Raw genomic sequence first — 25,442 nt, 5'->3', positions numbered from 1 at the left:
TTCCTCTATCTGGTCGCCATCATGGACTGGTATACCCGCAAGGTGCTGGCCTGGCGGATATCCAACACGCTGGAAGCCGACTTCTGCGTGGAGGCTTTGAACGAGGCGATCCATAAGTTCGGCCCGCCCGAGATCATGAACACGGATCAGGGCAGCCAGTTCACGTCCTTCGTCTGGACTGACAGGCTGAAACGGGTTGGCACCCGGATCTCTATGGACGGCAAAGGGCGCTGCATCGACAACATCTTCATCGAGCGCCTGTGGCGGTCCCTGAAGTATGAATGCGTCTATCTGCACGCCTGGGAAACCGGATCGCAGGCACGGGTCGGCATCGGGCGCTGGATCACCTTCTACAACCACCAACGCCCTCACACTGCCCATGGCGGCCAACCGCCCGCCGTGGTCTACTTTAACCGCATTGAAACCGATCAGCAGGTGCAGGCAGTAGCTTAAACAACCCGGAAAGCTGTCCAAGAGTTGGGGAGTAGCTCACCGCCTCAGGAATAGTTGCTCGCTTGGTCACGCCACGACTGCGATCATAATAGACTGAGACAAATGGGTTGCCATGCCTCAGCGCAAGCTCACCTATGTTGAAGTTGATGACTGCCCTAATGCTTCCCAAGATGCGTGTAATCGACGACCCAGACAGTCCTTTTGCCACCAAGTAATCTCGCAACGACAACGCATCTGACCTCGTGTAGTCCGAAAGAGGCTTTTCCCCTGCTGCGTCGATCAGATAGCCACATGCCCTCTCGGCGGCCCTCCTGAAGGTATCAACGCGACCAGCCCCTTTCTGGCTCACATAACGCACAAGTGCCTCTGCAAGCCTTGGTGACGCAATCGTGCCTTCCTCGTGGGCAATCTCAGCCAGCGCCGGTCGTTGTACTGAGACGCGCTGGTATGCCTCTTGTGCCTGCAGAAGGAATTTTCGCCCCGGCAGATCAGTCTGGCTCAGCCGCAAATGGGACCAGTATTCGTCCAGCTTAGCTGCAGCCATCATCGCTCTACCCCGAGCCACATGAGCGGACTTGGTCTTGAGAGCTTCAACGATTCGATCCGTCTGATAGTTGCATCTCAGGTCAGAAGGAATCCGCCTTGAAAAGTAAAAATAGCCGTCCTTTTGGAAGGTGTATGGTGCCCGATTGGTCTTCAATTTGGTCTACGCTCCAGCCGTCCGGGATGGTCCCGGAGAGATTAAGTGAGCGCTTTCATAGACTTATCGCCAATCTGTGAGAGAGGCTGGTGCCCAAGGCCGGACTCGAACCGGCACGGCCTTTCGGCCTAGAGATTTTAAGTCTCCTGTGTCTACCATTCCACCACTCGGGCCGCGCGCGCACCATAATGAAGCACGCGCCAAGGTAAAGCCCCCCAAGTTGCGGGCCTAGCCCGCCGCCCCAACGGGCGAGCCCAAAAGACGGCTGACCATCTCGGCACTGTTGCGCACCCCCATCTTGCGGATCATGTTGCCCCGGTGCACCTCAACCGTGCGGGGCGAGCAGAAGAGGGCCAACGCGATCTCCTTGCTGGTAAAGCCATTCACCAGATAGCGGGCGATCTTCTTTTCGGTGGGCGTCAGCGGCTCCAACGCGCCCGAAACCGCCCCCGATCCCGCCTCAATCGGCCGGTAGGTCCAGACCGCCAACCGCAACGGATCCTCGGGGTCCAGCGCGGTCCCCTGCCCTTCCATCCAAACCACCTGCCCGTCTTTGCGGCGCATAAAACGCTCGTCGCGGTAGACCTCGCCCGCCCGCATCGCCCGGCGCGCCCGCGCCCCGATCACCTCAAAGTCGGTCTGTCCGGGGTAGAGCACGCGGATCGATTGCCCCTCCAACTCGGCCAGTTTCCAGCCAAACACGCTTTCCACCCGCAGGCTGGCGCGCAAAATGACCCGATCCGCCAAGATCAAGGTGGCATCCGGGGCATGGCGAAAGGCCAGCTTTTCATAATCTGTGAAACTCTCGGCCATGCCCGCCCGCTATACGTAGCTATCTACGTATTCTTACGGATAGCCGCGCCCGACACAATCTTTAAGGATCGCGCCGTCACCCGACAGGCCGCCGCTTTTGCGGCCAACCGGGCTTTAGGAGGAATTTGCCCATGAAAAAGGTCTATCCGAGTGCGGATGCCGCACTTGAGGGTCTGCTGTTTGACGGCATGACCATCGCATCGGGGGGCTTTGGCCTCTGCGGTATCCCCGAGCTTTTGATCGCCGCCATTGAAAAGGCTGGCACCCAGAACCTGACCATCGCCTCGAACAACGCGGGCGTTGATGGCTTTGGTCTGGGCGTCCTGTTGGCAACCAAACAGGTCAAGAAAATGATCTCGTCCTATGTCGGCGAGAATGCTGAATTCATGCGCCAATATCTCTCGGGCGAGTTGGAGTTGGAATTCAACCCCCAAGGCACGCTGGCCGAACGCCTGCGCGCAGGCGGCGCCGGAATTGGCGGCTTTTACACCCGCACGGGCGTCGGCACCGTCATTGCAGATGGCAAGGATGTGAAGGTGTTCGACGGCAAGGAGTATATCCTGGAAACCGGCATCGTCGCCGATATCTCCATCGTCAAGGCGTGGAAGGCCGACCCCTCGGGCAACCTTGTGTTCCGCAAAACCGCGCGCAACTTCAACCCGCCGGCGGCCTCCGCTGGCAAGGTCTGCATCTGCGAAGTGGAAGAGATCGTGCCCTTGGGGTCTTTAGACCCCGACAGCATCCACCTGCCGGGCATCTATGTGCATCGTCTGGTCCAAGGTCAGCACGAAAAGCGCATCGAAAACCGCACCACCCGCAAGAAGGAGGCCTAAGCCATGGCATGGGATCGCAACCAAATGGCCGCCCGCGCAGCACTGGAGCTGCAGGACGGCTGGTACGTTAACCTTGGCATTGGCATTCCGACCCTTGTGGTGAACTATATCCCCAAGGGCATCGAAGTGACGCTGCAATCAGAAAACGGCATGCTGGGCATGGGCCCCTTCCCGTATGAGGGCGAGGAAGACCCTGACCTCATCAACGCGGGCAAGCAGACCATCACCGAACTGCCGCAAACCGCCTATTTCGATTCTGCCCAGTCCTTCGCCATGATCCGCGGCGGCAAGATCGCCATGGCGATCCTTGGCGCCATGGAAGTCGCCGAAAACGGTGACCTCGCCAACTGGATGATCCCCGGCAAGCTCGTGAAGGGCATGGGCGGGGCGATGGACCTTGTCGCCGGCGTCGGCCGCGTGGTGGTGGTCATGGACCACACCTCGAAGCACGGCGAATCCAAGGTGCTGAAAGCCTGCACCCTGCCGCTGACGGGCAAAGGCGTGGTCAACCGCATCATCACCAATCTCGGCGTTCTCGATGTGGTGCCGGGCGGGCTGAAGCTGATTGAACTGGCCGAAGGCGTGACCGAAGCCGAATTCCGCGCCGCAACCGAGGCAACACTGGTCAACTGACCCCTCAGGGCCTTCAATGCGGCCCAAATATCCTCGGGGGGTGAGCGCGGCACGCGCGAGGGGGGCGGATAGCCCCCCTTTCTTTATCCCTCCACCGCAATCACCTTGAACACACAAGGGTCAGTCACCAATTCCGGCGGACTTTGGCACAGCCCCTGCGCCACCTGCCACGCAGCCAGCACCTTGGGCACATAATCGCGGGTCTCGGCATAGGGCGGCACGCCCGTGTTGGCATCCACCGCCCCTTCACCGGCATTATAGGCCGCCAGCACCATCAAAGGGTCACGGTCAAACCGCTTCATCAGCCAGTCCAGATACGCCACCCCGCCCTTGATGTTCTGCACCGGGTCCTTGCTATCCTTCACCCCAAACCGCTCCGCCGTGGCCGGGATCAGCTGCATCAACCCGGTCGCGCCCGCGCTTGACACGGCCTCATGCCGCCCGCCGCTCTCAATGCCGATCACCGCCAGAACCAAGGCGGGCGACACCTCGGTGCCCAGCGTCGCCTTCAAGATCTCGACGCCATAGGTGTTGGCGATCTGCTGCATATGCTGCATCCGCGGCGCGGCGACCTGTGCGCCGTTCGGGCCTTGTGACAGCGTGGCAAGTGCCAGCCCAAACCGGCCCGAGACCTGATCGCGCGCAGTCGGCACCTTGTCCCAAAACCAGCCATAGCGCGCGCCGGGGATCGGCGCGACCGGAACCGCGGCAGCGGCTTCGGCACTCGGCTTTGGATGGGGGTCAACCTTGGGGGCAAGCGCCAAAAGCCGGGCCTGCTCAGCCGGATCGATCTGCACGGTGATGCGATTGCCCGGCTTGGAATCAGCAACCGAGATGCGCTTAAAGGTAAAGTCACGCGCTGCCGGGGCCTGTTCGGCCCAGAGCGGTACGGCGGCAACCATCATGGCTGCCAGCACAAGGATGCCCGTCTTAAGGCGCATGATGGCGCGACCTGCGTGTTTTTGTTCTGCTCGTCTTGCCTCAAGACAAGCATGTTTTCCGCGCTCGGGCCACGATTTCCCCCCTTAGATCATGGCATTTTGACCAATATTGGCCACAAAGACACGATTTTCCCCTCCAATAAAGGCGCAATTCAGCGGGGAAGAAGATTTTTCTTCTATGTCTTTCAACGCATTAAGTCCCGATTAACCCAATTCCCTGAAATGGCCCCGGCCTTTCCGCAGCTTTGCCACGTTCTGGGGGCCAAATGCCCTTGTCGTCAGAAGGCATGCGGAACAGAGGCCGCGGGAAACCCCTTCCGAAGACATGTGACTGTGCAAATCTTGTGAAAGGGCAACTGCCATGAAACTGCTGAACATCTTCAAATCCTTCAAGAACGACGAATCCGGCGCTGTGACCGTTGACTGGGTCGTGCTGACCGCGGCCATCGTTGGCCTCGGCATGGTCGTCATGACCACCGTTGGCGGCGGCATCGAAGGTCTGGGGACCGCCATTGTGTCGGATCTGGAAGGCCGCGCTGCTGGCTACGAAAACCAGTAATCTGATCTGACATTTCGATCAAAGGGGCTGCGTTCCAATCCGGACGCAGCCCTTAATCTTTTGCGCGGACCCGCCCTGCCGATCATCACCGGAAACAGTCTGTTTCCCACCCGCCCCGATCTTCACCGGATTTCCCCGACATCGCCCCAAACCTGACAGATTCCGCACGCCTACTGCAGGCAAGCCAGACGGAAGGGCCGGACCTTTTGATCCGCCCGCCCGCCGGCCAGAGACCTGCAACACCCGCGAAAGGGCAATGACATGAAACTGCTGAACATCTTCAAATCCTTCAAGAACGACGAATCCGGCGCTGTGACCGTGGACTGGGTCGTGCTGACCGCCGCCATCGTCGGCCTCGGCATGGTGGTGATGACCACCGTTGGTGGCGGCATCGAAGGCCTCGGCACTGCCATCGTGTCGGATCTGGAAGGCCGCGCTGCGGGCTACGAAAACCAGTAATCTGATCCAATATCTCGATCAGTGCAGGCCGCGCCCCAAGCGCGGCCTGTTTCATTTGGCATGACAAGCCGCATTAATGTCATGGGATCGTTCCAGTTTCAGCCACAAAGCCACGCCACAAAGACGCGTGGGGGCTGCGTCGACGCACCAGCCCGTCAGTAAACACGGAGTGTAAAGATGGAACGGATTGCGAATTTCCTGCGCCGCGAAGACGGGGCGATTACAGTCGATTGGGTGGTCTTGTCGGCTGCGATCATCGGTCTGGGCATGGTTGTGCTGATCCCAATTGCCTATTCGACCGAAAGCTCGACCCAGCAAATTGCCGACGGCATCGAAAACCAGCCGGTCGGCTACGGCAACAACTGACCACGTCGGGCCCAATCGGTCCAGTTTCAAAGGGGTAAAGATTATGCGCGCGATGTTCGGACTGGTCCTTGTGGCGGGCGTCGGCTTGGCCGGGGCGGCGGTCTATATGGCCAAAGGGTATATTTCGAAAACCGAGACAGCCTTGCAAAAAGAGCTGGCGATCAAGGCGCAAACCGGCGGTCTGGTCGAGGTCTATGTGGTCAAGAAATCGGTCGACTATGGCGACCCCCTGACCAAAGACGACGTGCAGAAAAGCTATCTGCCGAAAAACACCCTGCCCGAGGCGACCTTTGGCGACATCGCGCTGCTCTTCCCCGAAGACAACAGCGAACCGCGCTATGTGCTGCGCCCGATGGAAAAGTTTGAGCCGATTCTCGCGATCAAGGTCACCGAACCGGGCGAACAGGCCGGGCTGACCGGCGCGTTGGAAAAGGGCATGCGCGCCTTCGCCATCAAGGTCGAAGCGGCGGATTTCCTGCAACCCGGCGACCGCGTCGACATCTACTGGACCGGCGCGACGGAAAGCTCTACGGGCGAAATCACCCGGCTCATTGAAAGCACGATGAAGATCATCGCGGTCGACCGCAACGGCAAGTCGCAGTCTTCGGACGGGTCCATCCAGAACCGCACCATGACCGTGGCCGCGACCCCCGAACAGGTGGCGCGTCTGGCCCAAGCCCAGGCCACCGGGCGTCTGGTGATGTCATTGGTCGGCGTGGGCGATGACACCGAAACTGGCAAGATCGAGGTGGACACCGGATCGATGCTCGGCATCACCGAAGCCGCCGCCCCCGTCGCGGTTGAGGCTGAAAAGGTCTGCACCATCCGCACCCGCAAAGGTGCCGACGTGGTCGAGATCCCAATCCCCTGCACCAATTAATGGCAAAATTGTGTTAATTTAGACACCACCTATAGGTACAATTGGCCACAAGGCACCACTTATAGCGTTATGTTGCAAGTTATCCACATAAGGAAGCTGCGATAAGCGTTTGATTGTTGCAAAAAAAAGGCAAACAAGGCATTGTTCCCTTCTGAACGGGCGGCAAAAGACCCGGCAGAGGCGTGGTCGAAAGGGCAGGTCACATGAGACTGTACAATTTAGTGACGGCAGGTTTGCTGGGAATTGCCTTGGCAACCACCCACCTCACGCCCGTGAACGCGCAAACGCTTCACGTCCTGAAAGGGTCAGAAAGCGCGCCGTTGAACGTGCCGATGAACCGCGCGGTGGTGGTGGAAAGCGACACACCTTTTGCCGAACTCTCAATCGCCAATCCGGGCATCGCCGATATCTCGACCCTGTCGGACAAATCGATTTATGTGCTGGGCAAAACCCCCGGCCGCACGACGCTCACTCTGCTATCCCCCGAAGGTCGGCTGATCTCGAACGTCGAGGTGCATGTCACCCCCGACATCGCGGAATTCAAGGAACGGCTAAAGCAAATCCTGCCCGGTGAGCCCATCGAAGTGCGCACCGCCAATGACGGCATCGTGCTGTCAGGCACCGTCTCCTCCACCGCCAAGCTCGACCGCGCGCTGGATCTGGCCAACCGCTATGCGCCCGAACGCGTCTCAAACCTCATGAGCGTGGGCGGCACCCAGCAGGTGATGCTGAAGGTGCGCTTTGCCGAAATGCAGCGGTCTGTGTCGAAAAGCCTGTCGGCCTCGCTTGGGGTCAGGGGCGGCAATACCGTGGGCGTCTCGGCGGGCGGCGGTCAACTTGCCGACAGCACCAAGCTGACCACGATTTTGGGCGACGGCACCATCAATTCCTCGAACGAGGCCGAAGGCCGCTTTGGCCTTGGCTTCTCGGCCGGGGCGCTGGAATTCGCCGTGCTGCTGGAAGCCCTTGAATCAAAAGGCGTTGTGCGTACGTTGGCTGAACCAAACCTGACCGCGCTTTCGGGGCAAGAGGCCAAGTTTCTGGCCGGTGGGGAATACCCGATCCCGGTCGCCTCAGGCGATGGCGCGATCACGGTGGAATACAAGCCCTTCGGGGTGGAGCTGAACTTTACCCCGATCGTGGTCGATGGTGACATCATCAACCTGACGATCAACGCGGCGGTCTCCTCGATTGACAGCACCACAACGCTGCAAACCGAAGGCTTTTCGATCAACGCCTTCAAACGCCGCGAAACCTCGACCACGGTTGAAATGCGCGACGGCGAAAGCTTTGCAATCGCGGGCCTTTTGCAAGACGATTTCCGCGATCTGAACGGTCAAGTGCCGTGGCTGGGCGATATCCCGATCATCGGCGCACTCTTCCGCTCGGCCGAATATCAGCGCGCCCAATCCGAACTGGTGATCATCGTCACCCCGCATTTGGTGACGCCGACCCGCGGCGAAGCGCTGGCCCTGCCCACCGACCGCGTGCGCCTGCCCACGGAAAAAGAACTGTTCTTGTTCGGCGATGTGGCTGGCAGGCAGAAGGGGGCCGCGGGCGAAGTGGCCCGGCAGGACTTTACCGGCTCTTACGGCTATGTGATGGAGTAAAGGGTATGCGCGCGAACACCACGCTTCTGGCAGGCGCTGCCCTGATCGCCCTAACCGCCTGCAACGACCCCGGTTTTGTAACCCGCGAGGCGGGCTATGAGGTGGATGAAGGCGGGTTCGGCAATGCCACCATGCAAAACTCTATGGTCATGATGGGGGCTTGGGATGCGACGATGGCCTTGGGCAACCGCTTTGCCCAAGAGGTTCCCACCACGATCAACTTCGCCTTCAACGCCTCAGACCTGACCGAAGAGGCCAAGGCCACGCTACGCCAGCAGGCCAATTTCATCCGCCAATTCCCCGAAGTGCGCTTCCGCGTCTATGGCCACACCGATCTGGTCGGATCCGAGGCCTATAACAAAGCGCTTGGCATGCGCCGCGCCAAAGCCGCCGTCGCTTATCTGTCCTCCCAAGGCATCGGCACCGCCCGGCTTGAGGCGGTGGTGTCGTTCGGTAAGACCCAGCCCGTGATTGCTACCCCCGGCCCCGAAGAGCGCAACCGCCGCACGGTGACCGAGGTAACCGGTTTCGTGAAGGGCAACCCAACGGTCATGAACGGCAAATATGCCGAGATTGTCTGGCGCAGCTACGTGAACACGTCGATGACCAACAGCCTTGCCGAACGGCCCCACCCGCGCACCACGGTTGTCGTCACACAGGTTGACCCAAGCTCGGGCGGCTGACGCCCCTTTGCCCCTCGGCCCGCCCCATTCGGCGGGCCGTTTCGTTTCCCACCTCCGGAAACAAACCGCCAAAAATCGCAGATTGACGATCTTTTGGCCCCAATCTCGCCCAACTCCACCTGCATCTTTCCTTCAGATCAAGGCCCGAAGTCCGACTCTGTCTGAGTCGTCCGGGCAAGGCCGCAGGGCCATGAGCCGCCTTTGGAAGGACTGTTGTGATGTCGAGTGTCGCCAATTTGCAACCGGATCCCGCGCCGATCCTGGCCTGCACCATCTCTCGGGATGTGCAGAACTTTGACCTTTTGATCGACGACATGGAACAAGAGCTGGGAGAAAACTGGGGCGATTTGGGCTTTGAAGATGCCCTGATCTTCTTGAACCAGCCTGAATCCGCCCAATTGAAATTCGTCGCCATCGCGGTCGACAGCGAAGATGAGACCGACCTCGCGCGGATCGGCGATGTCATTCGCACGGCCAAGGAAAAAGCGATCAAAGTGATCCTGATCGCCGATCAGGTCAGCCCGATCGCGCTGCATCAACTCTTGCGGCTTGGCGCCGATGATTTCGTGCCCTACCCGCTGCCCGAAGGCGCGCTGCACGAGGCAATTGCCCGCCAACCCGCCCCGCCCGCTGTGGCCGAACCGGTTGCCGCCCCGGCCCCGCAGGCCGAGGCGGGCGCACATCCCACCTTCAAGGCCAAGGGCGACCGTCACGGGGTGATCCTGCCGGTTCACGGCCTGGCCGGCGGCTCGGGGGCCTCGACCTTCGCGGTCAATCTGGCGTGGGAACTCGCCACTGCGTCCAAAACCGACGCCCCGCGCGTCTGCCTCTTGGATCTCGATTTCCAATATGGCTCGGCGGCGACCTATCTTGATCTGCCGCGCAAGGAACTCGTCTATGAATTCCTCTCTGATCTGGCCAATGCCAACAGCGAAACGCTGCTGCAGGCCATGGTGACCTTCAATGACAAGCTGCATGTGCTGACTGCGCCATCGGACATGCTGCCCTTGGACATCTTGGGCCCCGAGGACATCAGTCGGCTGATCGACATGGCGCAGGCCAATTTCGATTTCGTCGTCATCGACATGCCCAAGACCGTGGTGGCCTGGACCGAAACGGTCCTCAACGCGGCCCATGTCTATTTCGCCTTGCTCGAACTTGACCTGCGCTCGGCCCAGAACGTGCTGCGGATGCTGCGCGCGCTGAAAGCCGAAGGGCTGCCGCATGAAAAGCTGCGCTATGTGCTGAACCGCGCGCCAAAATTCACCGATCTCTCTGCCAAGAGCCGGGTGAAGCGCATGGCCGAAAGCCTCGACATCTCGCTTGAGGTGCAGCTGCCCGATGGCGGCACCCAAGTGACGCAGGCCAATGACCATGGCCTGCCGCTGCAAGAAAACGCAGGGAAGAACCCCTTGCGCAAAGAGATCGCGAAACTTGCCAAGTCGCTGATCGATATCAACAAATCCGCCGAAACCGGCAAGAGCTGACGCAAAGGTTACCTGGGGGAATAGATGTTTTCACGTTTCAAGAAGCCCGACGATGCGTCGGCACGGCCTGCCGTCATGGCCCCGGTCACAAGCGCAGGCCCTGCCGCCGCGCGCGCCGCACCCGCAACCGCCACGCAGGCGGCCTTGGCGGCCCGTCCGCTGCCCGCAGCACCCGCACCGCGCCCTCCGGCCGAGGTGGTGGCGGCTGACAAAGAGAAAAAGCGCAAGGACCGCCTGCAAGAGCTGAAGGTCGAGCTGCACAAGCGGCTTTTGGAAAACCTGAACCTTGCCGCGCTGGAACATGCCTCGGAAAACAACCTCAAGCAGGAAATCGGCGCCATCGCCAATGAAGCGCTGGAAGAAATGGCCGTGGTCCTGCCCAAGGACGACCGCGCCATTCTCCACCAAGAGCTTTATGACGAGGTCATGGGCCTTGGCCCCCTGGAGCCTTTGCTGAAAGATGAAACCGTCAACGACATTCTGGTCAACGGCCCGAACCGCATCTTCGTGGAACGCGGCGGCAAGCTGGAACTGACCGACATCACCTTCAAGGACGAACGCCACCTTCTGCGTATCATCGACAAGATCGTGTCGGCGGTGGGCCGCCGGGTGGACGAATCCAACCCCTATTGCGACGCGCGTCTGCAAGATGGCAGCCGTTTCAACGTGATGGTACCGCCGGTGGCGGTGGATGGCTCGCTTGTCTCGATCCGGAAATTCAAAAAGGAAAAGCTGGGCATCCCCGATCTGGTGCGCTTTGGCGCCTTCACCGACGAAATGGCGCTCTATCTTCAGGCCGCTGTGTCCACCCGGCTCAACGTCATCGTCTCGGGCGGCACGGGTTCGGGCAAAACCACCACGCTGAACGCACTGTCCTCCTTCATCGACAATAAGGAACGCGTGCTGACGATTGAGGACACCGCCGAATTGCAGCTGCAACAGGTGCATGTGGGCCGCATGGAAAGCCGTCCGCCGAACGTTGAAGGCAAGGGCGCTGTGACCCAGCGCGACTGTTTGCGCAACGCGCTGCGGATGCGTCCTGACCGTATCATCGTGGGCGAAACCCGCGGTGAAGAAGTGATCGACATGTTGCAGGCCATGAACACCGGCCACGACGGGTCGATGACCACAATCCACGCCAACAACGCCCGCGACGGCATCAGCCGCCTTGAAAACATGGTCGCCATGGCCGGGATTGAGATGCCGCTGAAAGCCGTGCGCGCCCAGATCGCAAGCGCCGTCAACCTGATCGTGCAGGCCAGCCGCCTGCAAGACGGCTCGCGCCGGATGGTGTCGATCACCGAAATCACCGGCATGGAAGGCGAGGTCATCTCGATGCAAGAGGTGTTCCGCTATGAACGCCTTGGGGTGGAACCGAACGGCAAGATCATCGGCCGCTTCAACGCCACCGGCGTGCGCAGCCACTATTCGGATCGCTTCCGCCAGTGGGGCTATGACCTGCCGGCCTCGATCTATGAACCCATCATTTAAGGGGGCAGGCCGATGACAATCTCCGCCGCACCGCTGATCTATATCCTGATCTTCGTCGCCGTGATCGCGCTGGTCGAAGGCGTCTATCTGACGGTTTTCGGCAAATCGATCAGCCTCAACAGCCGCATGTCGCGCCGTCTTGCGCTCTTGGAAAAGAACAACAACCGTGAAGAGGTGTTGGAACAACTGCGCAAGGAAATGTCTCAGCACATGTCCTCGCGCGGGATCCCGCTCTATTCGATCTTGGCCACCAAGGCGCAAAAGGCCAACATCGCCTTTTCGCCCAAGCAACTCATCATGATGATGGGCGTTCTGGGGGTGTTTTCCTATTTCGCGCTGACCCTTGGCACCGAGGCGGGCACCCCCGTCCGCATCATCATGGCCATCGCCATGGGGGTCGGGGGCATCTACTTTTGGGTCAACGGCAAGGCCAAAAAGCGCATGGCGCTTTTGGAAGAGCAACTGCCCGATGCGGTGGAACTGATGGTGCGCTCTTTGCGCGTGGGCCATCCGTTTTCCTCGGCCATCGGCATCGTGTCGAAAGAGGTGCCCGATCCCTTGGGCACCGAATTCGGCCTGATCGCCGACGAGGCCGCCTATGGCCGCGATGTGGCCGAAAGCCTCAAGGCCTTTGCCGAACGCATGGACAGTCAGGATCTGCGCTTTCTGGCCGTGGCCGTGACCATTCAGCAGCAATCGGGCGGCAATCTGGCCGAGATCCTCGAAGGTCTGGCCAAGGTGATCCGCGCGCGCTTCAAGCTCTTCCGCCGCGTCAAAGCCATCACCGCCGAGGCCAAATGGTCGGGCATGTTCCTCTCGGCTTTCCCCATCGGGGCGCTGGTGATGATCAACGTGGTCCAGCCGGACTATTTCGACGACGTCAAGGAAACCGCCGCCTTCATTCCGGCGGCGCTGGTGGTGGCAGTGTTCTTGGTCATCAACGTGATCTTCATGAAGATGATGGTCAACATCAAGGTCTAGGGGGCGACAATGCTGGACACCGTCAACACAATGCTGACCGACGCGCTAGGGCCTCTTGGCCCGCTTTTGGCGCTGGGGTTTCTCGGGGCCTTGCTGATCATCATCGCGCTGCCGGCGATGCTGAAAAAGGAAACCGACGGCTTCACCAAGCTCAAGGCGCAGGCCGAGATGATGAAGGCGACCAAAGGGTCGGGCGGGCCCGATTTGCGCACCCAGTCCAAGTCTGACAAGCTGGAACGCTTTTCCAGCTTTCTGGAACCGCAAGACGCCGAAACCATGTCGGCCTCGCGCCTGAAACTCTTGCGTGCAGGCTACCGCGCCAAGAACGCCGTGCGGATGTTCCACTTTTCCCAGTTCGCGCTTGGCATCGGCTTTCTCGTCTTGGGCGTGATCTACGCGATGGTCATGCAGGCCCAGCAGGAGGTTTCGACCCAATTCCTGATCCTCTCGACGCTGATCCCCGGGGCCGCAGGCTATTACCTGCCGCAATACTGGGTGCAGCGCCGCCTGCAGTCGCGGCAGGCCGAGATCATCTCAGGCTTTCCCGATGCGCTGGACATGATGCTCGTCTGCATCGAAGCGGGCCAGTCGCTCGACCAGTCGATCAACCGCGTCGCCAAGGAAAGCCGCGCCGGCTATCCCGCTTTGGCGGATGAGTTCGACATGGTCGCCCATGAGGTGAAGGCTGGCAAGGAACGCGTGAAGGTCTTGAAGGACATGTCCGAACGCGTCGGCGTGCCGGATGTGTCGTCCTTCGTCACCACTTTGGTGCAATCGGCCACCTTCGGCACCTCAATCGCCGAGGCGTTGCGGGTCTATTCCAACGAAATGCGCGACAAACGCGTGATGCGGGCCGAAGAGAAGGCAAACACCTTGCCGACCAAGCTGACCCTTGGCACAATGCTCTTCACGCTTCCGCCGCTTTTGATCATCCTGATCGGACCGTCGGTGCACGGTATTTCATCGACCCTGTCCATGGGGTCCGGTCCGTAACGAGGGGCTTTGGGTTTTGCGCCACTTGCCGGCTTTGGCCATGCTTATGCTTCTGGCCGCCTGTTCTTCGGGCGGCCTTGGCTTTCCGCAAGGCAGCGTCAACCGCCCCCCCGCCGCCAATGCCAACGCACAGGGCGTGGACGGGCTTTTGGTCGGCCACCGGCTGATGGAGGCGGGCGAGTTTGATCTTGCGCTCAAGGCCTATCTGCGCGCCGCCGCCGAACAAGGCATCAACGTCGATGTGCTCTCAGCCCTCGGCTCGGTCAATCTGAAACTCGACCGCCTGGGCCAAGCCGAACAGCTCCTCCGCCGCGCGGTTGAACTGGACCCCTCCTTTGTGCCCGCGCAAAACAACCTTGGCGTGGTCCTGATGGAGCGCGGCAAACTGGGCGAAGCGCGCGCCGTGTTCCAGCAGGCCTTCGCACTCGACAGTGGCCAAACGGACTCGATCCGCGAAAATCTGAAACTGGCTATCGCGCGAACCGAGCCAGATGTATATTCTGACCCCAATTACGGCCCGGCAGAGCCGAAATACAACCTGATGCGGCGTGGCACCGGCGAATACGTGCTTTTGACGCAGCTTTAGGCCCGGCCGGCGCCCCGTGACGTAGTATTTGAGCAGTCATAAAGGACGCAAAATGCGCCACCCGGTTTTTCTGACGTCTGCCCTAATGGGCAGCCTTGCCCTATCCGCCTGCAATCAGCCGCAAAACAGCGCCGAAGTGCAGCGCGCGATCAAATCGGTCAATGTGATCGATGAATCGAACCTCTCCGACATCATGCTCACAGTGGGCGACCCGAACGAGGCCGTCGCCTATTTCCAGAAAACCGCGTCCGAAAACCCGGACCGGATCGACCTGAAACGCGGTCTGGCCAAATCGCATGTGCGCGCTGGCCAAGCGGCGCAGGCGGTCACCGTCTGGGGCGAGGTGGTGGCCCATCCCGAAGGCACGCTTGATGATCGCGTCTCGCTCGCCGATGCGCTGATCCGCTCCAACGACTGGGACCGCGCCGCGGCCGAGTTGAACAAGATCCCCCCCACCCATGAAACCTATGAGCGTTACCGCCTTGAGGCGATGGTGGCCGACAGCAAGAAAGAATGGAAAAAGGCCGACAGTTTCTATGAAATCGCCGCGGGCCTAACCACAAAGCCCGCAGGCGTTCTGAACAACTGGGGCTTTTCCAAACTGTCGCGCAAGGAATTCGGCGCGGCGGAAAAACTCTTCACCCAAGCGCTGACCTATGACCCGGCCCTCTTCACCGCCAAGAACAACCTTGTGATGTCGAGGGGCGCACAGCGAAAATATGACATGCCAGTGATCGACATGACCCAAATCGAACGGGCCGAACTCTTGTACACCCTCGGCCTCACGGCGGTAAAGCAAGGCGACATCACCGTCGGCAAGGGTCTGTTGCAAAACGCCGTTGACACCCACCCCCAGCATTTCGAAGCCGCCGTGCGCAGCCTCGCAGCCTTGGAAAGCTAAGATGACCAGCCTCTCGCCGCTGGCCGCGCTGGCCTTTTTGATCCCCGCCCTGCCCATTGGCATTTGGGTGGCATGGTCTGACATGAAAACCATGAAGATCCCGAACAAGGCCGTCATGGCGCTTGGCGCGGGGTTCCTGATCATAGGGCTGGGGCTGGTTCTGACCGGCCTTTTGCCCTTCACCGCCTTTCTCTGGGCGCTGGCCTTGGGGCTGATCGTGCTGGTCGCAGGCTTTCTCGGCAACGCCGCCGGGCTTTTCGGCGCGGGCGACGCCAAGTTCGCCGCCGTCATGGCCCCCTTCTTCATCGGGGCCGATGCGCGCTTTGTGATGGGCCTTTTCGCCGCCTGCCTGCTGGGTGCCTTTGCCAGCCACCGGCTGGCTGCCCGCATCCCAACCTTTCGCGCCGCCACCGCCGATTGGGCCAGTTGGACCAACAAAGACTTTCCCATGGGTCTGGCGCTGGCGGGGACACTGATCTTCTATCTTTTGGCCGCACTCATGCCGCTTTTCTAGCGTTCCTTGGCAACACGGCCGGGTGATCCCCCGGCGAGAGTTGCACGAGGTCCGACCATGAACATGCAAGTGCCGCCCGCCGCCGCGACCGGGGTTCAACCGCCGCCGCAGCCGCGCTCGCTGGCCGAAACCGGCCTGTCGCTGGTGATGCTGCGCGACATCTTGTTGAAAACCATGTTCCGGATGAACCTTGATCTGGTGTCAGACCTGTCGCGGGTCATCTGCCTGCCCGTGCCCCTGACCCAAGAGCTGGTGGATATGGCGCGCGGCCAAAAGCTGTTGGAGGCGACGGGCACCCTGCACGCCACCTCGGGCAATGAGATGGGCTATCAGCTGACCGATGCCGGCAAGGCCCGCGCGCTCGATGCGCTGTCGCAGTCGGAATACTACGGCGCCCTGCCCGTGCCCTTGGCCGACTACTCGGCGCAGATGCGCCGCCAATCGGTGCGCGACATCAAGCTGACCCGCCCTGACCTTCTTAAGGGCATGGGCCATCTGATCCTGCCCGATGATCTGATCGACAATCTCGGTCCTGCTGTTTCAAGCGGCCGATCAATCCTGATGTATGGCCCGCCCGGCAACGGCAAATCGAGTATCTCGAACGGCATCCGCGCCGCCTTGGGCGACAAGATCTATGTGCCTCGCGCCATTGAATATTCCGGTCAAGTCATCACGGTCTATGACCCGATCGTCCATTCGGCGGCTGAGGCCGCGGTGGATGACCCGAACTCCCTGCGCCGCACCGGCAACCGCTTTGACAACCGCTATGTCTATTGTGAACGGCCCACGGTGATCACAGGGGGCGAACTGACGCTCGACATGCTGGATTTGAAATACAATCCCACCGCCCGCACCTATACCGCGCCCCTGCAACTCAAGGCCTCGGGCGGGATTTTCATCGTTGACGACCTTGGCCGTCAGGCCGAACCGCCACAAAAGCTGGTCAACCGCTGGATCGTGCCCTTGGAAGAGGGCCGCGACATCTTGCAACTGCAATCCGGCGAGAAATTCACCGTGCCCTTTGACACGCTGGTGATTTTCTCCACCAACTTTCACCCCAATGAAATCTTTGACGGCGCGGCCCTGCGGCGGATCTTCTTCAAGATCAAGATCGACGGGCCCAATCAGGAAATGTTCCTGAAGATTTTTGCCATGGTGGCGCGCAAAAAGAAAATGGCACTGGATGAGCGGTCCTTGGTGCATCTGCTGAAAACCAAATACCCCACCATCAACATGAACTTCGCCAATTATCAGCCGACCTTCCTGGTCGATCAGATGATCGCGGTCTGTGATTTCGAACGCATCCCCTATCAGATGACGCCCGAATTGATCGACAAGGCTTGGGGCAACATGTTCGTGCGGGACGAAAAGATCGCCAAGTGATCGAGGTTCTCGATCAGCATTCCTCGTCGACTTCGTCGCTCGTCATCGCCAACCGACGAGAAGGCGAAGCCGCCCGAGGAGGCGCGCTCAGAACGCCCGAACCCCACTTTCGGTCACGATGAAATCCAGCTTCTGATCGGTATCTTCGATCGGAACTTCCGGCATTTCCTGCGCATCAAAAGCAAAGCCCACGGCAATCGTCGGCCGCCTCGCCCGCAAACCCTCCAGCGTGCGGTCATAGAACCCGCCGCCATAGCCCAGCCGAAAGCCGCGCGCGTCAAAGGCCACCAAGGGCACGATCACCACCTCCGGCTCCACCCAAGCACCTTCCACCGGGATATAGGCCTTGAAGGCCCCCTCCTCCATGGCGCAGCCGGGGCTCCATTCCCGAAACTTCAGCGCCTGACCGGGGCCAAGGATCACCGGCACACCGACCGGGCCTTGATGGGCGGCCATGGCGGCCAAAGGGTCAATCTCGGTGCGCATCGGCATATAGCCAGCCAACACCTTGCCGCGATGGGCGGCCAGCACATCGGCCAAAATCTCGGCCGCCTGCCCCTGCCCGCGCTGAAACGCCGCCTTGCGCGCCGCAAAGGCAGCCGCACGGGCCTCGGCCTTCAGCTGCACCAGATCCGTCATCCCCGTTCTCCCGTCTTGCCCTGCCGCCAACATGCCGCAACACGCCGCGCGGCGCTGCACAAAAGCGTCGCCCCAAGCCCCATGAACGTCCCTCAAGGCGCCCCCTATACGCGCCCTTCGCGCAAGGCCCAGATCGCGGCGATTCCCAAGGCCGGGCCAAGCGCCAAGGCCGCCAGCACAGCCTGCCACCCCACCTCAGCCGCCAAAACCGGCGCAAGTTGCACCGTGCCGAAGGTCAGCAAGAACCCCAGCGCCGTTTGCAGCGTCATCAGGCTCCCGGCAAGTTCGGGCGGCGCCGCATCGGCCACCAGCGCCGAAAACTGCGCCGAATCCGGGATCACGGCTATGCCCCACAGCACAAACAGCCCCGCCGTCAGCCCCCATGGCCCCCCAAAACTGGCCGCCGTGGCCAGCCCCGCGAAAAGCGATGCCACAAGCGACCACAGCGCCACATTGGCCTTGCCGAAACGCCCCGCAACCCATCCGGCCCAAACCGCGCTCACCGCGCCAAGCCCGATCGCCGCAAATGTCACCCAAGTGGCCAACCCCTGCGCCTCCGCCTCGCCCATCCGCCCCGCGAATGAGGCCGCCGCCGCAACAGGCATCCACGCCCAAAGCGCATAAAGCTCCCACATATGGCCCAGATAGCCGCCATAAGCCCGCCGAATGCGCCGATCCGTCCAAGCCAGCGTGACAGCCCGCAGCGAAAAGCCCTGCGCCCGGGCATGATGCGGACCAAGCGCCACCGCCAGCACCACCACGCCCCCAATCAGCGCCCCGCCCGCGCTCAGATAGACTGTCACCCGCCAATCCGCCCCGCCAAGCCCGGCCAGCAGATGCGGCAAGGACGATCCCAAGGTCAGCGCCCCCACCAAAAGCCCCACCAGAAAGCCCCGGTCGCGCAGCCCCCAACCGGCGGCCATCTTCATGCCCACCGGGTAAACTCCGGCCAGCAAAAGCCCCGTCAACACCCGCAGCGCAATCGCCAGATCACCGCCCACCGGCAGCATGGGCAAGGCCGCATTGGCCGCCGCCGCCAGCACGGCGCAGGCTGCAAAAAGCGCCCTTGGGTCAAAGCGATCCGCCAGCCCCAAGACCGCCGACACCAGCGCCCCCCCGACAAAGCCAATCTGCACCCCGCTCGACAGAGCCGCCTGCCGCGCGGGCGAAATCGCCACCTCGGCCAGCATCCCCGGGATGGTGGCCGCCGAGATGAACCACACGCTCAGCACCAGAACCTGCGCCAGCATCAGGATCGCCATCGAGCCTGCCTTGCCCACCGCTTCGGTCATCAGGTCAACATCACCGTGGCCAAACCCAGAAAGGCAAAGAACCCGATCACATCGGTCAGCGTGATGACAAAGGTGCCCGACGACAGCGCCGGATCAAAACCCAAACGGTCGAGCGCCAAAGGCACCACAATCCCGGCCAGTGCCGCCACGATCAACGTGATGATCAGCGCCAGCCCAATCACCGCGCCGATCATCGGCGCACCAAACAGCGCATAGGCCGCGCCCGCCATCACAATGGCAAAGGCCATCCCGTTCAAAAGCCCCACCGCCAACTCCCGCCGCACCACGCGCCACGCATTGGCCCCGGTCAGATCGCGCGTCGCCAGCGCGCGCACCGCCACCGTCAGGGATTGCGTCGCCGCATTGCCCCCCATGGCGGCCACAATCGGCATCAGCGCGGCCAGAACGACCACCTGCGCAATGGTCGCCTCGAACTGCGCCACGACCAAGGCGGCAATATTCGCCGTGACCAGCGAAATCGCCAACCACGGCAGGCGCGCCTTCATCGTGTCCCAGACCCCATCCGCGATCGAGCTTTCGTCCCCCACCCCGGCCAAGCGCAGAAGGTCTTCCTCATGCTCTTCGTCCAAGACATTCATCGCGTCATCAATGGTGATGACCCCCACCAATCGTCCCCCAGCATCAACCACCGGGCAGGAAATCAGGTGATACTGGTTGAACATATAGGCCACATCGCCCTCGGGATCGGTGGCAGAAACGGTACGAAAGCTGTCCTCGATGATCGCGCGCAGCGCCACATCGCGCCGCGCTGACAAGACCCGGCCCAGGGTGACATAGCCCACCGGCTTCATCCGCGGGTCAACCAAGATCACATGGTAGAACTGATCGGGCAGATTTTCTGCCGCCCGCAGATAGTCAATCGCGTCGCCCACCGTCCAATGCTCTGGCGCGATCACCACCTCGCGCTGCATCAAGCGGCCCGCAGAGCCTTCGGGATAGGCCAGCGCCTGCTCCACCGCGACCCGGTCGGCAACCTCAAGCGCGTCAAGGATCTTTTCCTGCCCTTCAGGTTCCAGATCCTCAAGGATATCAACGACATCATCGGTGTCGAGCGTGCGAACCGCCTCGGCCACCACCGCATCGGGCAAGGCGTCGATCACCTCTTCGCGGATCGACCAATCCAGTTCCGACAGCACATCGCCATCAATCCCGCCCGACCAAAGCGCCAAAAGCGCGCGGCGGTCATGGGGATCCATCTGTTCCAAAAGGTCGGCAACATCAGCGGCATGCAACGGGGCCATCAGCCCGGTCAACCGGCCGGTGTCCCCCGCTTCCACGGCGTGCAGAATCGCGGCCACGCGGTCGGCGTGCACCTCATCCTCGTCCATGATGGCCAGATTCTCGTCCATCGGCGCACTCCCGCTTTCCAATGCTTAGCGAAACTGTTTTCGGCAAAACAGGGGGGCATTTGAAATTTACCGAATTGGCTTAAGCCTCTAGGGTGCTCCGGTTGGCACAAGCCGACTGCACGGGGGCATCATGGCCGATCTGATTCTGGGACAAGTCCTGACCTTCACCGCGGATCCCTTTGCTATGGGGCCAAAAGCCGCGCGCCACATCACCCATGGCGCCGTGCTGGTCGAGGCTGGCCGTATCCGCGCCGTCGGCGAAGCAGATGCGCTGAAAACCGCCCATCCCACCGCAAAGATCACCGATTACGGCCGCCATCTCATCTCGGCGGGCTTCATCGACGCCCATGTGCATTACCCGCAAACCGCCATCATCGCCTCTTGGGGCAAACGGCTGATCGACTGGCTGAACAGCTACACCTTCCCCGAGGAAATGCGCTTTGCCGACCCCGCCTACGCAAGCGCGGTGGCCGATCGCTACTGCGATCTGACGCTGGCGCACGGCACCACCAGCTTTTGCAGCTATGCCACCATTCACCCGGCCAGCGTCGATGCGATCTTCACCGCTGCCCAAACGCGGGGGCAGCGGATCTGGACCGGCAAAACCTGCATGGACCGCAACGCGCCCGAAGGCCTGCGCGACACCGCGCAATCGGCCTATGACGACAGCAAGGCCCTTCTGACCACATGGCACGGGGTCGACCGGCTGTCCTATGTCATCACCCCGCGCTTTTCGCCCACCTCAACGCCCGAGCAACTCAACGCCCTCGGCGCGCTTTGGGCCGAACACCCCGATTGCCTGATGCAAACCCACCTCTCGGAACAAATGGACGAGATCGCTTGGGTCAAATCCCTGTTCCCAACCGCCCGCGATTACCTTGACACCTATGAAGCCCACGGCCTTCTGGGCAAGGGCGGGCTTTACGGCCATGCCATCTGGCTGACCGACCGCGAAAAGGCCCGCCTGCGCGAGATGGACGCAAGCCTGATTCATTGCCCGACCTCGAACACCTTCATCGGATCGGGGCTTTTCGACATGGGCGGGCTCAAGGCCGCGGGCCACCGCATCGGCCTTGCCACCGACACCGGGGGCGGCTCGTCATTTTCCATGCTGCGCACCATGGCGGCCGCCTACGAGGTCGGTCAGTTGCGCGGCCGCGCGCTGCATCCGGCCGAACTGTGGTGGCTGGCCACCGCCGGCAGCGCCCAAAGCCTGCACGCCGAGGACCGCATCGGCACGATCGCGCCGGGGATGGAGGCCGATCTCGTCATCGTCGATCTCGCCTCAACCCCCGCCATCGAACAGGCCACCCACCGGGCCGAGGATATCTGGCAGGCGATTTTCCCCACCATCATGATGGGCGATGACCGGGCGATCCATGCCACTTGGGTGAACGGCAGACCGACGCGCTAAAAACGGGGGCGCTTCGCCCCCCGCGCGGCCTTGTTCCAAGGCCGCTCCCCCCCGAGAGTATTTGGAAAGGCGCAAATCCAAGAGCTCAGCACCCAAGGATTTGCGCCTTTCCAAATACTCATCTTGCCTTACGGCGCGCGCCGGACCGGCGACGAGGAGCAAGCCTACTCCTCGATTTCCCAGCCATCGGGCCAGAAATCAAACGGCAGCACCTCCTCGGTGCCCGCTTTTTCCCAATCCCAAATCGCCTCGGCAGTGATCGGAATCGCGGTCGGCGTGCGCGCCTCGATCTGGTCGGCATCGTGGCGCGTGACAAAACCGCGCGCGCGCAACGCCTTTTCGGCGGCCGCCCATTGCGGCTTTAGCTCTTCGGCCAGGAAGTAGAACACCACCACCGCCTCTTTCGGCACCTTGACGCCCCGAACCCCCTGTTTGAAGGTCTGGAAGGTCTCTGCCTTCTGTGTTTGCCAATCATGACTCATCGTCGGCCCTTTCGGCGCTTGATTCCCGCCCCCTTGCCTTGTATCGGATAGCGTCCTGAATAGAATGGCCGAAATGGCATTGGCGAGGTGAAGATGTCCTGGACCGACGAACGCGTTGAAACGCTCAAGCGGATGTGGGCCGAAGGCCAGTCGGCCAGCCAGATCGCCAAAGAGCTGGGCGGGGTCACCCGCAATGCCGTGATCGGCAAGGTGCATCGGTTGGGCCTGTCCAATCGCGCCGGCGAAGGGGCGGCGGCGTCGGATGACACCGATCAACCCAGCCCCGCCCGCAGCGAGCCATCCAGCCCAAAGCCCGCCGAACCTGCCGCCGCCAAACCCGCCGCCGCGCCGAAACCGGCACCCGAGCGTGCAGCCCCGCAGGCGGCCCCGGCCGCTCCGGCCTCTGGCGCAACCGTCACCCCCCTGCCGATCCGCAAGGCGATCATACCCGCAGGCCAGCCGCTGCCGCCGCAGCCTTCGGCCAATGAGATCAGCCCCGAGGCGCTGGCTTCGGTGCGCGAGGTGGAAAAGCGCGCCAAGAAGCTGACGCTGATGGAACTGACCGAACGCACCTGCAAATGGCCAATCGGCGACCCCGCGACCGAGGATTTTTGGTTCTGCGGCCTGCCCTCCGTGGCTGGCAAACCCTATTGCGAGGCCCATGTTGGCGTCGCCTTCCAGCCGATGAGCGCACGGCGCGACCGTCGCCGCTAAGGCCTTAGCCGCCATTGATCTGTGAAAAGGACGGCTCCTTGGGGCCGTCCTTTTTTCTTGCAACCAGCGCGGCAGAGGCCACAAGGCTCAGGTTTTCACCCACGTCCAATCAGACAGCCCCGCTCAATTGCCGCCCAGCAGCTTTTCCAAGGCCCGCGCCGCCTCATCGGTCAGCGCCTCTTCGCCGCGCCGCTTGACGGCCTCCTCCAGCGTTTCGCCCTCGCCCTGCACCACGCCCAGCTCGGCTTCCAGCTTGGCCCGCGCTTGGGCCTCAACCTCTGCGGCCTTGGCGCGGGCTTCCGCCTCCAGCTCAGCCGCGCGCGCCTTGGCCGCCGCCTCCAGCGCCTTGGCCTCTTCTTCCAACTGCTCGCGCGCCAAAGCTTCCAGATCAAGGCTGATCTTGGGGTTGGCCCATGACCCCCGGATCAAGATCGGCGCGGTGATCCCGGCCTCCCCCACCACATCCGTCAGCGCCGTCGCCCGCAGCCGATAGTTGATCGTGCGTGCGCCAAGGCCCAAGCGGCCCTCGCCCGTGACCTTCGCAAAGGGGGCGTCCAGCACCAGATCGTCGTTCGCAAGCTCGCCCCCAGCGATGGTGAAACTGGCGGTCAGCGCGTCAAAGATCGTCTTTTGCCCCTCACCGACAAAGCCGGTGTCCAGCGTGCGCAGCATGCCGCCAATATCCAGCCCCAAGATCTCGCCACGCCCCACGGCAAGGCTGCCCGATCCTTCCAGCCCCTGCATGATCGCATCCACCGATGCGCCCGATCCCAGAAACTTCAGCCGCAGATCGCCCGTGCCAACCAGCCGCTCATAACCCGCAAGATCGGCCATCAAGGCCTGCAAGGCGAGCCCCTTGAAGGCCAGATCGCCGCCCACCGACAGGCCCTGGCGCCCGTTGACCACGAACTGGCCGCTGATCTCGCCGTCATAGGCCTTGGCGCGGGCCAGATCAAAGACCGCGCGGGACCGATCAATCGTCAGAAGCAGCGCGGTGGGGCCAAAGGTGGCAAGGCCAAGATTGACGCCATCAGCCTTCAAGGACACCTCAGCATCCAGCGCCGACAGGGCCGAAACATCGATACGGTCCTTGGGCCAGCCCTCGGACTGCATCCCCCCACCCGCACCGCCCCCGCTTTGCCCCAGCGCCGCTTGCAGGTCGAGCGCGCCAGCCACCACCTTGGCCACCAGCTTGGGCCGGTCCTCGCCTTGGGTCAGATCGGCATCGACCGCCAGCACCGTCTCATCCAGCCGCAGCGTGCCCCCGCGCAGATGCACCGATCCGGCATCAGTCAGCGTGAGCCCGCCCTGAACTGTGACACCGCCCGCCCCCAAGCCTTTGGGCAAATCCGGTGCCGCAGCGCCTGCGAGGGCGGCAACCTCGGTCAACCGCCCCAGATCAGCCTGCACATCGCCCTTGGCCGCCATCGGCTTCCAGCCCGCCTGCCCCTCAAAGCGGCCCGACGCCTCGCCCGCCTCAAAGGCCAGCGTCACCGGGCCCAGCTTGCCATCCAAAAAGGCGCGGAACTGGCCCAAGGTCAGATCGGCGGCAAAGGCCTGTCCCTGCAGCACGGCAGACAGCACCACCTGCACCGGACCTTCAAAGTCCGGGATCGCGGTTTCTACGGACAGATCCTGCAGATCGACCCGCGTGCCCGTGCCATGATCGACAAACACCAGCCGCCCCCCCGACATCGAGGCGCGACCGAGCGTAAAGGGCGCGCCAACGCCCGGCGTTGTCGTGCTGACCGACCCGCCACTTGCGCCGCCAAAGACCCAATTCTCCCGCCCATCGCGGGCGCGCTCCAAAAGAAGCTCAGGCGCCAGAGCGGTGACAGCGGTGATCTTGGCCTCCCCGCCGATCAGCGCTGCCATATCCACGGCAATCTCTAGCGCCTCGGCCTGAAACATCGGGCCCAGATCGGACCAGTCCGCGTTCGAGATCGACACCTTGCCGGTCTTGACCCCCAGCACCGGCCAAACCGTTGGCCGAACCGACCCTTCGATCAGCAGCTCTCGCCCGGTCAGCGTCTTGAATTGTCCAACCACCAGCCCCGCTATGCGTTCAGACGGGATCAGGAACAAAGCCCCTGCGGCCAAGACGGCCAAAGTCACCAGCGCAAGGACAAGGGCAACGACGCTGCGAACAATCCAACGCATGGGGCCTCCGGGGCGCAACTGATACTGCGCCCGAGTCTACGGCCGTTCCGCAACGAGGCAAGCTGCAACCCCAAGCCCGGCAAGCTTTCGCCAGTCGGGGGCCGA

27 protein-coding genes and 1 tRNA gene are annotated in these 25,442 nt (G+C 62.0%); 19 read left to right on the top strand and 9 right to left on the bottom strand.

The genetic code is table 11. From position 1 onward, the window contains the following. On the top strand, positions 1 to 453 hold a 453-nt coding region (locus AC72UB_RS12595; RefSeq protein WP_505190094.1), incomplete at its 5' end, for a transposase. Here the strand turns inward: AC72UB_RS12595 and AC72UB_RS12590 are convergent. The 3 genes from AC72UB_RS12590 to AC72UB_RS12580 all read right to left on the bottom strand — a co-directional run bounded on the left by AC72UB_RS12590 (position 410) and on the right by AC72UB_RS12580 (position 1,966). Further along, complete coding sequence (locus AC72UB_RS12590) at positions 410 to 1,153, bottom strand: DUF6538 domain-containing protein (protein WP_505190093.1); 744 nt, start codon at positions 1,151 to 1,153, stop codon at positions 410 to 412. The genes AC72UB_RS12595 and AC72UB_RS12590 overlap by 44 nt on opposite strands. 87 nt (positions 1,154 to 1,240) lie before the next feature. Beyond that, positions 1,241 to 1,326, bottom strand: a tRNA-Leu gene (locus AC72UB_RS12585). A 55-nt stretch (positions 1,327 to 1,381) separates the two neighbouring features. Then, a complete protein-coding gene (locus AC72UB_RS12580; RefSeq protein WP_505190092.1) occupies positions 1,382 to 1,966 on the bottom strand; it encodes a helix-turn-helix transcriptional regulator in 585 nt (194 codons plus the stop codon). 131 nt (positions 1,967 to 2,097) lie between these two features. Between AC72UB_RS12580 and AC72UB_RS12575 the strand changes: the two genes are divergently transcribed. Both AC72UB_RS12575 and AC72UB_RS12570 read left to right on the top strand, forming a co-directional pair. Beyond that, positions 2,098 to 2,799 (top strand): CoA transferase subunit A, encoded by a 702-nt coding sequence (locus AC72UB_RS12575; RefSeq protein ID WP_463289632.1) that lies wholly within the window; start codon positions 2,098 to 2,100, stop codon positions 2,797 to 2,799. 3 nt (positions 2,800 to 2,802) lie between these two features. Next, positions 2,803 to 3,432, top strand: coding sequence for a 3-oxoacid CoA-transferase subunit B (locus AC72UB_RS12570; RefSeq protein ID WP_463289631.1), 630 nt, complete (start codon positions 2,803 to 2,805; stop codon positions 3,430 to 3,432). 83 nt (positions 3,433 to 3,515) lie between these two features. On the opposite strand, the gene AC72UB_RS12565 is transcribed toward AC72UB_RS12570, so the two are convergent. Next, positions 3,516 to 4,373 (bottom strand): lytic transglycosylase domain-containing protein, encoded by an 858-nt coding sequence (locus AC72UB_RS12565; protein ID WP_505190091.1) that lies wholly within the window; start codon positions 4,371 to 4,373, stop codon positions 3,516 to 3,518. 361 nt (positions 4,374 to 4,734) lie between these two features. Here AC72UB_RS12565 and AC72UB_RS12560 point away from each other — a divergent pair, with 361 nt between their 5' ends. From AC72UB_RS12560 to AC72UB_RS12495, 14 genes are all read left to right on the top strand, one after another. Then, positions 4,735 to 4,932, top strand: a complete 198-nt coding sequence (locus AC72UB_RS12560) for a Flp family type IVb pilin (protein WP_463289629.1) — start codon at positions 4,735 to 4,737, stop codon at positions 4,930 to 4,932. Positions 4,933 to 5,193: 261 nt separating this feature from the next. After that, entirely contained in the window at positions 5,194 to 5,391 is a 198-nt protein-coding gene (locus tag AC72UB_RS12555) for a Flp family type IVb pilin (RefSeq protein ID WP_463289629.1), read from the top strand. A gap of 177 nt (positions 5,392 to 5,568) precedes the next feature. Beyond that, positions 5,569 to 5,757: a hypothetical protein gene (locus AC72UB_RS12550; RefSeq protein ID WP_463289628.1), complete on the top strand. Its 189-nt coding sequence runs from the start codon at positions 5,569 to 5,571 to the stop codon at positions 5,755 to 5,757. 43 nt (positions 5,758 to 5,800) lie between these two features. Beyond that, complete coding sequence (cpaB, locus tag AC72UB_RS12545) at positions 5,801 to 6,637, top strand: Flp pilus assembly protein CpaB (protein ID WP_505190090.1); 837 nt, start codon at positions 5,801 to 5,803, stop codon at positions 6,635 to 6,637. A 203-nt stretch (positions 6,638 to 6,840) separates the two neighbouring features. After that, a complete protein-coding gene (locus AC72UB_RS12540) occupies positions 6,841 to 8,247 on the top strand; it encodes a type II and III secretion system protein family protein (protein WP_505190089.1) in 1,407 nt (468 codons plus the stop codon). Between the two features lie 5 nt (positions 8,248 to 8,252). Continuing rightward, positions 8,253 to 8,930 carry an OmpA family protein gene (locus tag AC72UB_RS12535; RefSeq protein WP_505190088.1) on the top strand — a complete coding sequence of 226 codons (678 nt, stop codon included), beginning with the start codon at positions 8,253 to 8,255 and terminating at the stop codon, positions 8,928 to 8,930. Between the two features lie 218 nt (positions 8,931 to 9,148). Continuing rightward, positions 9,149 to 10,417, top strand: coding sequence for a CpaE/TadZ family protein (locus tag AC72UB_RS12530; RefSeq protein WP_505190087.1), 1,269 nt, complete (start codon positions 9,149 to 9,151; stop codon positions 10,415 to 10,417). Positions 10,418 to 10,441: 24 nt separating this feature from the next. Continuing rightward, on the top strand, positions 10,442 to 11,908 hold the full coding sequence (locus tag AC72UB_RS12525) for a TadA family conjugal transfer-associated ATPase (protein WP_505190086.1): 1,467 nt from the start codon (positions 10,442 to 10,444) through the stop codon (positions 11,906 to 11,908). 12 nt (positions 11,909 to 11,920) lie between these two features. After that, on the top strand, positions 11,921 to 12,889 hold the full coding sequence (locus tag AC72UB_RS12520) for a type II secretion system F family protein (RefSeq protein ID WP_463289622.1): 969 nt from the start codon (positions 11,921 to 11,923) through the stop codon (positions 12,887 to 12,889). A gap of 9 nt (positions 12,890 to 12,898) precedes the next feature. Then, positions 12,899 to 13,882 (top strand): type II secretion system F family protein, encoded by a 984-nt coding sequence (locus AC72UB_RS12515; protein WP_463289621.1) that lies wholly within the window; start codon positions 12,899 to 12,901, stop codon positions 13,880 to 13,882. Positions 13,883 to 13,922: 40 nt separating this feature from the next. Beyond that, on the top strand, positions 13,923 to 14,468 hold the full coding sequence (locus tag AC72UB_RS12510) for a tetratricopeptide repeat protein (RefSeq protein WP_505190085.1): 546 nt from the start codon (positions 13,923 to 13,925) through the stop codon (positions 14,466 to 14,468). 52 nt (positions 14,469 to 14,520) lie between these two features. After that, entirely contained in the window at positions 14,521 to 15,369 is an 849-nt protein-coding gene (locus AC72UB_RS12505; RefSeq protein ID WP_505190084.1) for a tetratricopeptide repeat protein, read from the top strand. Position 15,370: 1 nt separating this feature from the next. After that, positions 15,371 to 15,883, top strand: a complete 513-nt coding sequence (locus AC72UB_RS12500) for a prepilin peptidase (protein ID WP_505190083.1) — start codon at positions 15,371 to 15,373, stop codon at positions 15,881 to 15,883. A gap of 57 nt (positions 15,884 to 15,940) precedes the next feature. Beyond that, positions 15,941 to 17,266 (top strand): DUF8689 domain-containing protein, encoded by a 1,326-nt coding sequence (locus tag AC72UB_RS12495; protein WP_505190082.1) that lies wholly within the window; start codon positions 15,941 to 15,943, stop codon positions 17,264 to 17,266. 87 nt (positions 17,267 to 17,353) lie between these two features. On the opposite strand, the gene AC72UB_RS12490 is transcribed toward AC72UB_RS12495, so the two are convergent. The 3 genes from AC72UB_RS12490 to mgtE all read right to left on the bottom strand — a co-directional run bounded on the left by AC72UB_RS12490 (position 17,354) and on the right by mgtE (position 20,567). Then, a complete protein-coding gene (locus AC72UB_RS12490) occupies positions 17,354 to 17,905 on the bottom strand; it encodes a 5-formyltetrahydrofolate cyclo-ligase (RefSeq protein WP_505190081.1) in 552 nt (183 codons plus the stop codon). Between the two features lie 104 nt (positions 17,906 to 18,009). Further along, on the bottom strand, positions 18,010 to 19,197 hold the full coding sequence (locus AC72UB_RS12485) for an MFS transporter (RefSeq protein ID WP_505190080.1): 1,188 nt from the start codon (positions 19,195 to 19,197) through the stop codon (positions 18,010 to 18,012). Continuing rightward, the gene (mgtE, locus tag AC72UB_RS12480) at positions 19,197 to 20,567 is read right to left on the bottom strand and encodes a magnesium transporter (RefSeq protein ID WP_505190079.1); all 1,371 of its coding nucleotides are present in this window, start codon (positions 20,565 to 20,567) and stop codon (positions 19,197 to 19,199) included. Before mgtE ends, AC72UB_RS12485 begins: the two co-directional genes overlap by 1 nt. Positions 20,568 to 20,697: 130 nt before the next feature. Here mgtE and guaD point away from each other — a divergent pair, with 130 nt between their 5' ends. Beyond that, positions 20,698 to 21,981: a guanine deaminase gene (gene guaD / locus AC72UB_RS12475; RefSeq protein ID WP_505190078.1), complete on the top strand. Its 1,284-nt coding sequence runs from the start codon at positions 20,698 to 20,700 to the stop codon at positions 21,979 to 21,981. A gap of 164 nt (positions 21,982 to 22,145) precedes the next feature. On the opposite strand, the gene AC72UB_RS12470 is transcribed toward guaD, so the two are convergent. Further along, positions 22,146 to 22,463 carry a hypothetical protein gene (locus tag AC72UB_RS12470; protein WP_463289612.1) on the bottom strand — a complete coding sequence of 106 codons (318 nt, stop codon included), beginning with the start codon at positions 22,461 to 22,463 and terminating at the stop codon, positions 22,146 to 22,148. A 93-nt stretch (positions 22,464 to 22,556) separates the two neighbouring features. Between AC72UB_RS12470 and AC72UB_RS12465 the strand changes: the two genes are divergently transcribed. Next, entirely contained in the window at positions 22,557 to 23,177 is a 621-nt protein-coding gene (locus tag AC72UB_RS12465) for a GcrA family cell cycle regulator (RefSeq protein ID WP_505190077.1), read from the top strand. A 123-nt stretch (positions 23,178 to 23,300) separates the two neighbouring features. Here AC72UB_RS12465 and AC72UB_RS12460 read toward each other — a convergent pair whose 3' ends face one another. Continuing rightward, positions 23,301 to 25,337: an AsmA family protein gene (locus AC72UB_RS12460; protein WP_505190076.1), complete on the bottom strand. Its 2,037-nt coding sequence runs from the start codon at positions 25,335 to 25,337 to the stop codon at positions 23,301 to 23,303. Positions 25,338 to 25,442 lie beyond the last annotated feature (105 nt).

The sequence above is a fragment of the Allotabrizicola aquatica (SeqCode) genome (assembly GCF_965194375.1).
Taxonomy (GTDB): Bacteria; Pseudomonadota; Alphaproteobacteria; order Rhodobacterales; family Rhodobacteraceae; genus Tabrizicola_A; species Tabrizicola_A aquatica.
Note: the sequence above shows the minus strand (reverse complement) of the source record. Positions and strands in the feature narration are given on the sequence as shown.

What these genes read in the sequence shown, in the direction of transcription:
- AC72UB_RS12560 (WP_463289629.1), top strand. Translation starts at nt 4,735, where the DNA reads ATGAAACTGCTGAACATCTTCAAATCCTTCAAGAACGACGAATCCGGC.
- AC72UB_RS12495 (WP_505190082.1), top strand. Translation starts at nt 15,941, where the DNA reads ATGAACATGCAAGTGCCGCCCGCCGCCGCGACCGGGGTTCAACCGCCG.
- AC72UB_RS12470 (WP_463289612.1), bottom strand. Translation starts at nt 22,463, where the DNA reads ATGAGTCATGATTGGCAAACACAGAAGGCAGAGACCTTCCAGACCTTC.
- AC72UB_RS12515 (WP_463289621.1), top strand. Translation starts at nt 12,899, where the DNA reads ATGCTGGACACCGTCAACACAATGCTGACCGACGCGCTAGGGCCTCTT.
- AC72UB_RS12580 (WP_505190092.1), bottom strand. Translation starts at nt 1,966, where the DNA reads ATGGCCGAGAGTTTCACAGATTATGAAAAGCTGGCCTTTCGCCATGCC.
- AC72UB_RS12530 (WP_505190087.1), top strand. Translation starts at nt 9,149, where the DNA reads ATGTCGAGTGTCGCCAATTTGCAACCGGATCCCGCGCCGATCCTGGCC.
- AC72UB_RS12485 (WP_505190080.1), bottom strand. Translation starts at nt 19,197, where the DNA reads ATGACCGAAGCGGTGGGCAAGGCAGGCTCGATGGCGATCCTGATGCTG.
- AC72UB_RS12465 (WP_505190077.1), top strand. Translation starts at nt 22,557, where the DNA reads ATGTCCTGGACCGACGAACGCGTTGAAACGCTCAAGCGGATGTGGGCC.
- AC72UB_RS12540 (WP_505190089.1), top strand. Translation starts at nt 6,841, where the DNA reads ATGAGACTGTACAATTTAGTGACGGCAGGTTTGCTGGGAATTGCCTTG.
- mgtE (WP_505190079.1), bottom strand. Translation starts at nt 20,567, where the DNA reads ATGGACGAGAATCTGGCCATCATGGACGAGGATGAGGTGCACGCCGAC.
- AC72UB_RS12490 (WP_505190081.1), bottom strand. Translation starts at nt 17,905, where the DNA reads ATGACGGATCTGGTGCAGCTGAAGGCCGAGGCCCGTGCGGCTGCCTTT.
- AC72UB_RS12510 (WP_505190085.1), top strand. Translation starts at nt 13,923, where the DNA reads ATGCTTATGCTTCTGGCCGCCTGTTCTTCGGGCGGCCTTGGCTTTCCG.
- cpaB (WP_505190090.1), top strand. Translation starts at nt 5,801, where the DNA reads ATGCGCGCGATGTTCGGACTGGTCCTTGTGGCGGGCGTCGGCTTGGCC.
- AC72UB_RS12575 (WP_463289632.1), top strand. Translation starts at nt 2,098, where the DNA reads ATGAAAAAGGTCTATCCGAGTGCGGATGCCGCACTTGAGGGTCTGCTG.
- guaD (WP_505190078.1), top strand. Translation starts at nt 20,698, where the DNA reads ATGGCCGATCTGATTCTGGGACAAGTCCTGACCTTCACCGCGGATCCC.
- AC72UB_RS12505 (WP_505190084.1), top strand. Translation starts at nt 14,521, where the DNA reads ATGCGCCACCCGGTTTTTCTGACGTCTGCCCTAATGGGCAGCCTTGCC.
- AC72UB_RS12565 (WP_505190091.1), bottom strand. Translation starts at nt 4,373, where the DNA reads ATGCGCCTTAAGACGGGCATCCTTGTGCTGGCAGCCATGATGGTTGCC.
- AC72UB_RS12555 (WP_463289629.1), top strand. Translation starts at nt 5,194, where the DNA reads ATGAAACTGCTGAACATCTTCAAATCCTTCAAGAACGACGAATCCGGC.
- AC72UB_RS12570 (WP_463289631.1), top strand. Translation starts at nt 2,803, where the DNA reads ATGGCATGGGATCGCAACCAAATGGCCGCCCGCGCAGCACTGGAGCTG.
- AC72UB_RS12460 (WP_505190076.1), bottom strand. Translation starts at nt 25,337, where the DNA reads ATGCGTTGGATTGTTCGCAGCGTCGTTGCCCTTGTCCTTGCGCTGGTG.
- AC72UB_RS12550 (WP_463289628.1), top strand. Translation starts at nt 5,569, where the DNA reads ATGGAACGGATTGCGAATTTCCTGCGCCGCGAAGACGGGGCGATTACA.
- AC72UB_RS12500 (WP_505190083.1), top strand. Translation starts at nt 15,371, where the DNA reads ATGACCAGCCTCTCGCCGCTGGCCGCGCTGGCCTTTTTGATCCCCGCC.
- AC72UB_RS12525 (WP_505190086.1), top strand. Translation starts at nt 10,442, where the DNA reads ATGTTTTCACGTTTCAAGAAGCCCGACGATGCGTCGGCACGGCCTGCC.
- AC72UB_RS12520 (WP_463289622.1), top strand. Translation starts at nt 11,921, where the DNA reads ATGACAATCTCCGCCGCACCGCTGATCTATATCCTGATCTTCGTCGCC.
- AC72UB_RS12535 (WP_505190088.1), top strand. Translation starts at nt 8,253, where the DNA reads ATGCGCGCGAACACCACGCTTCTGGCAGGCGCTGCCCTGATCGCCCTA.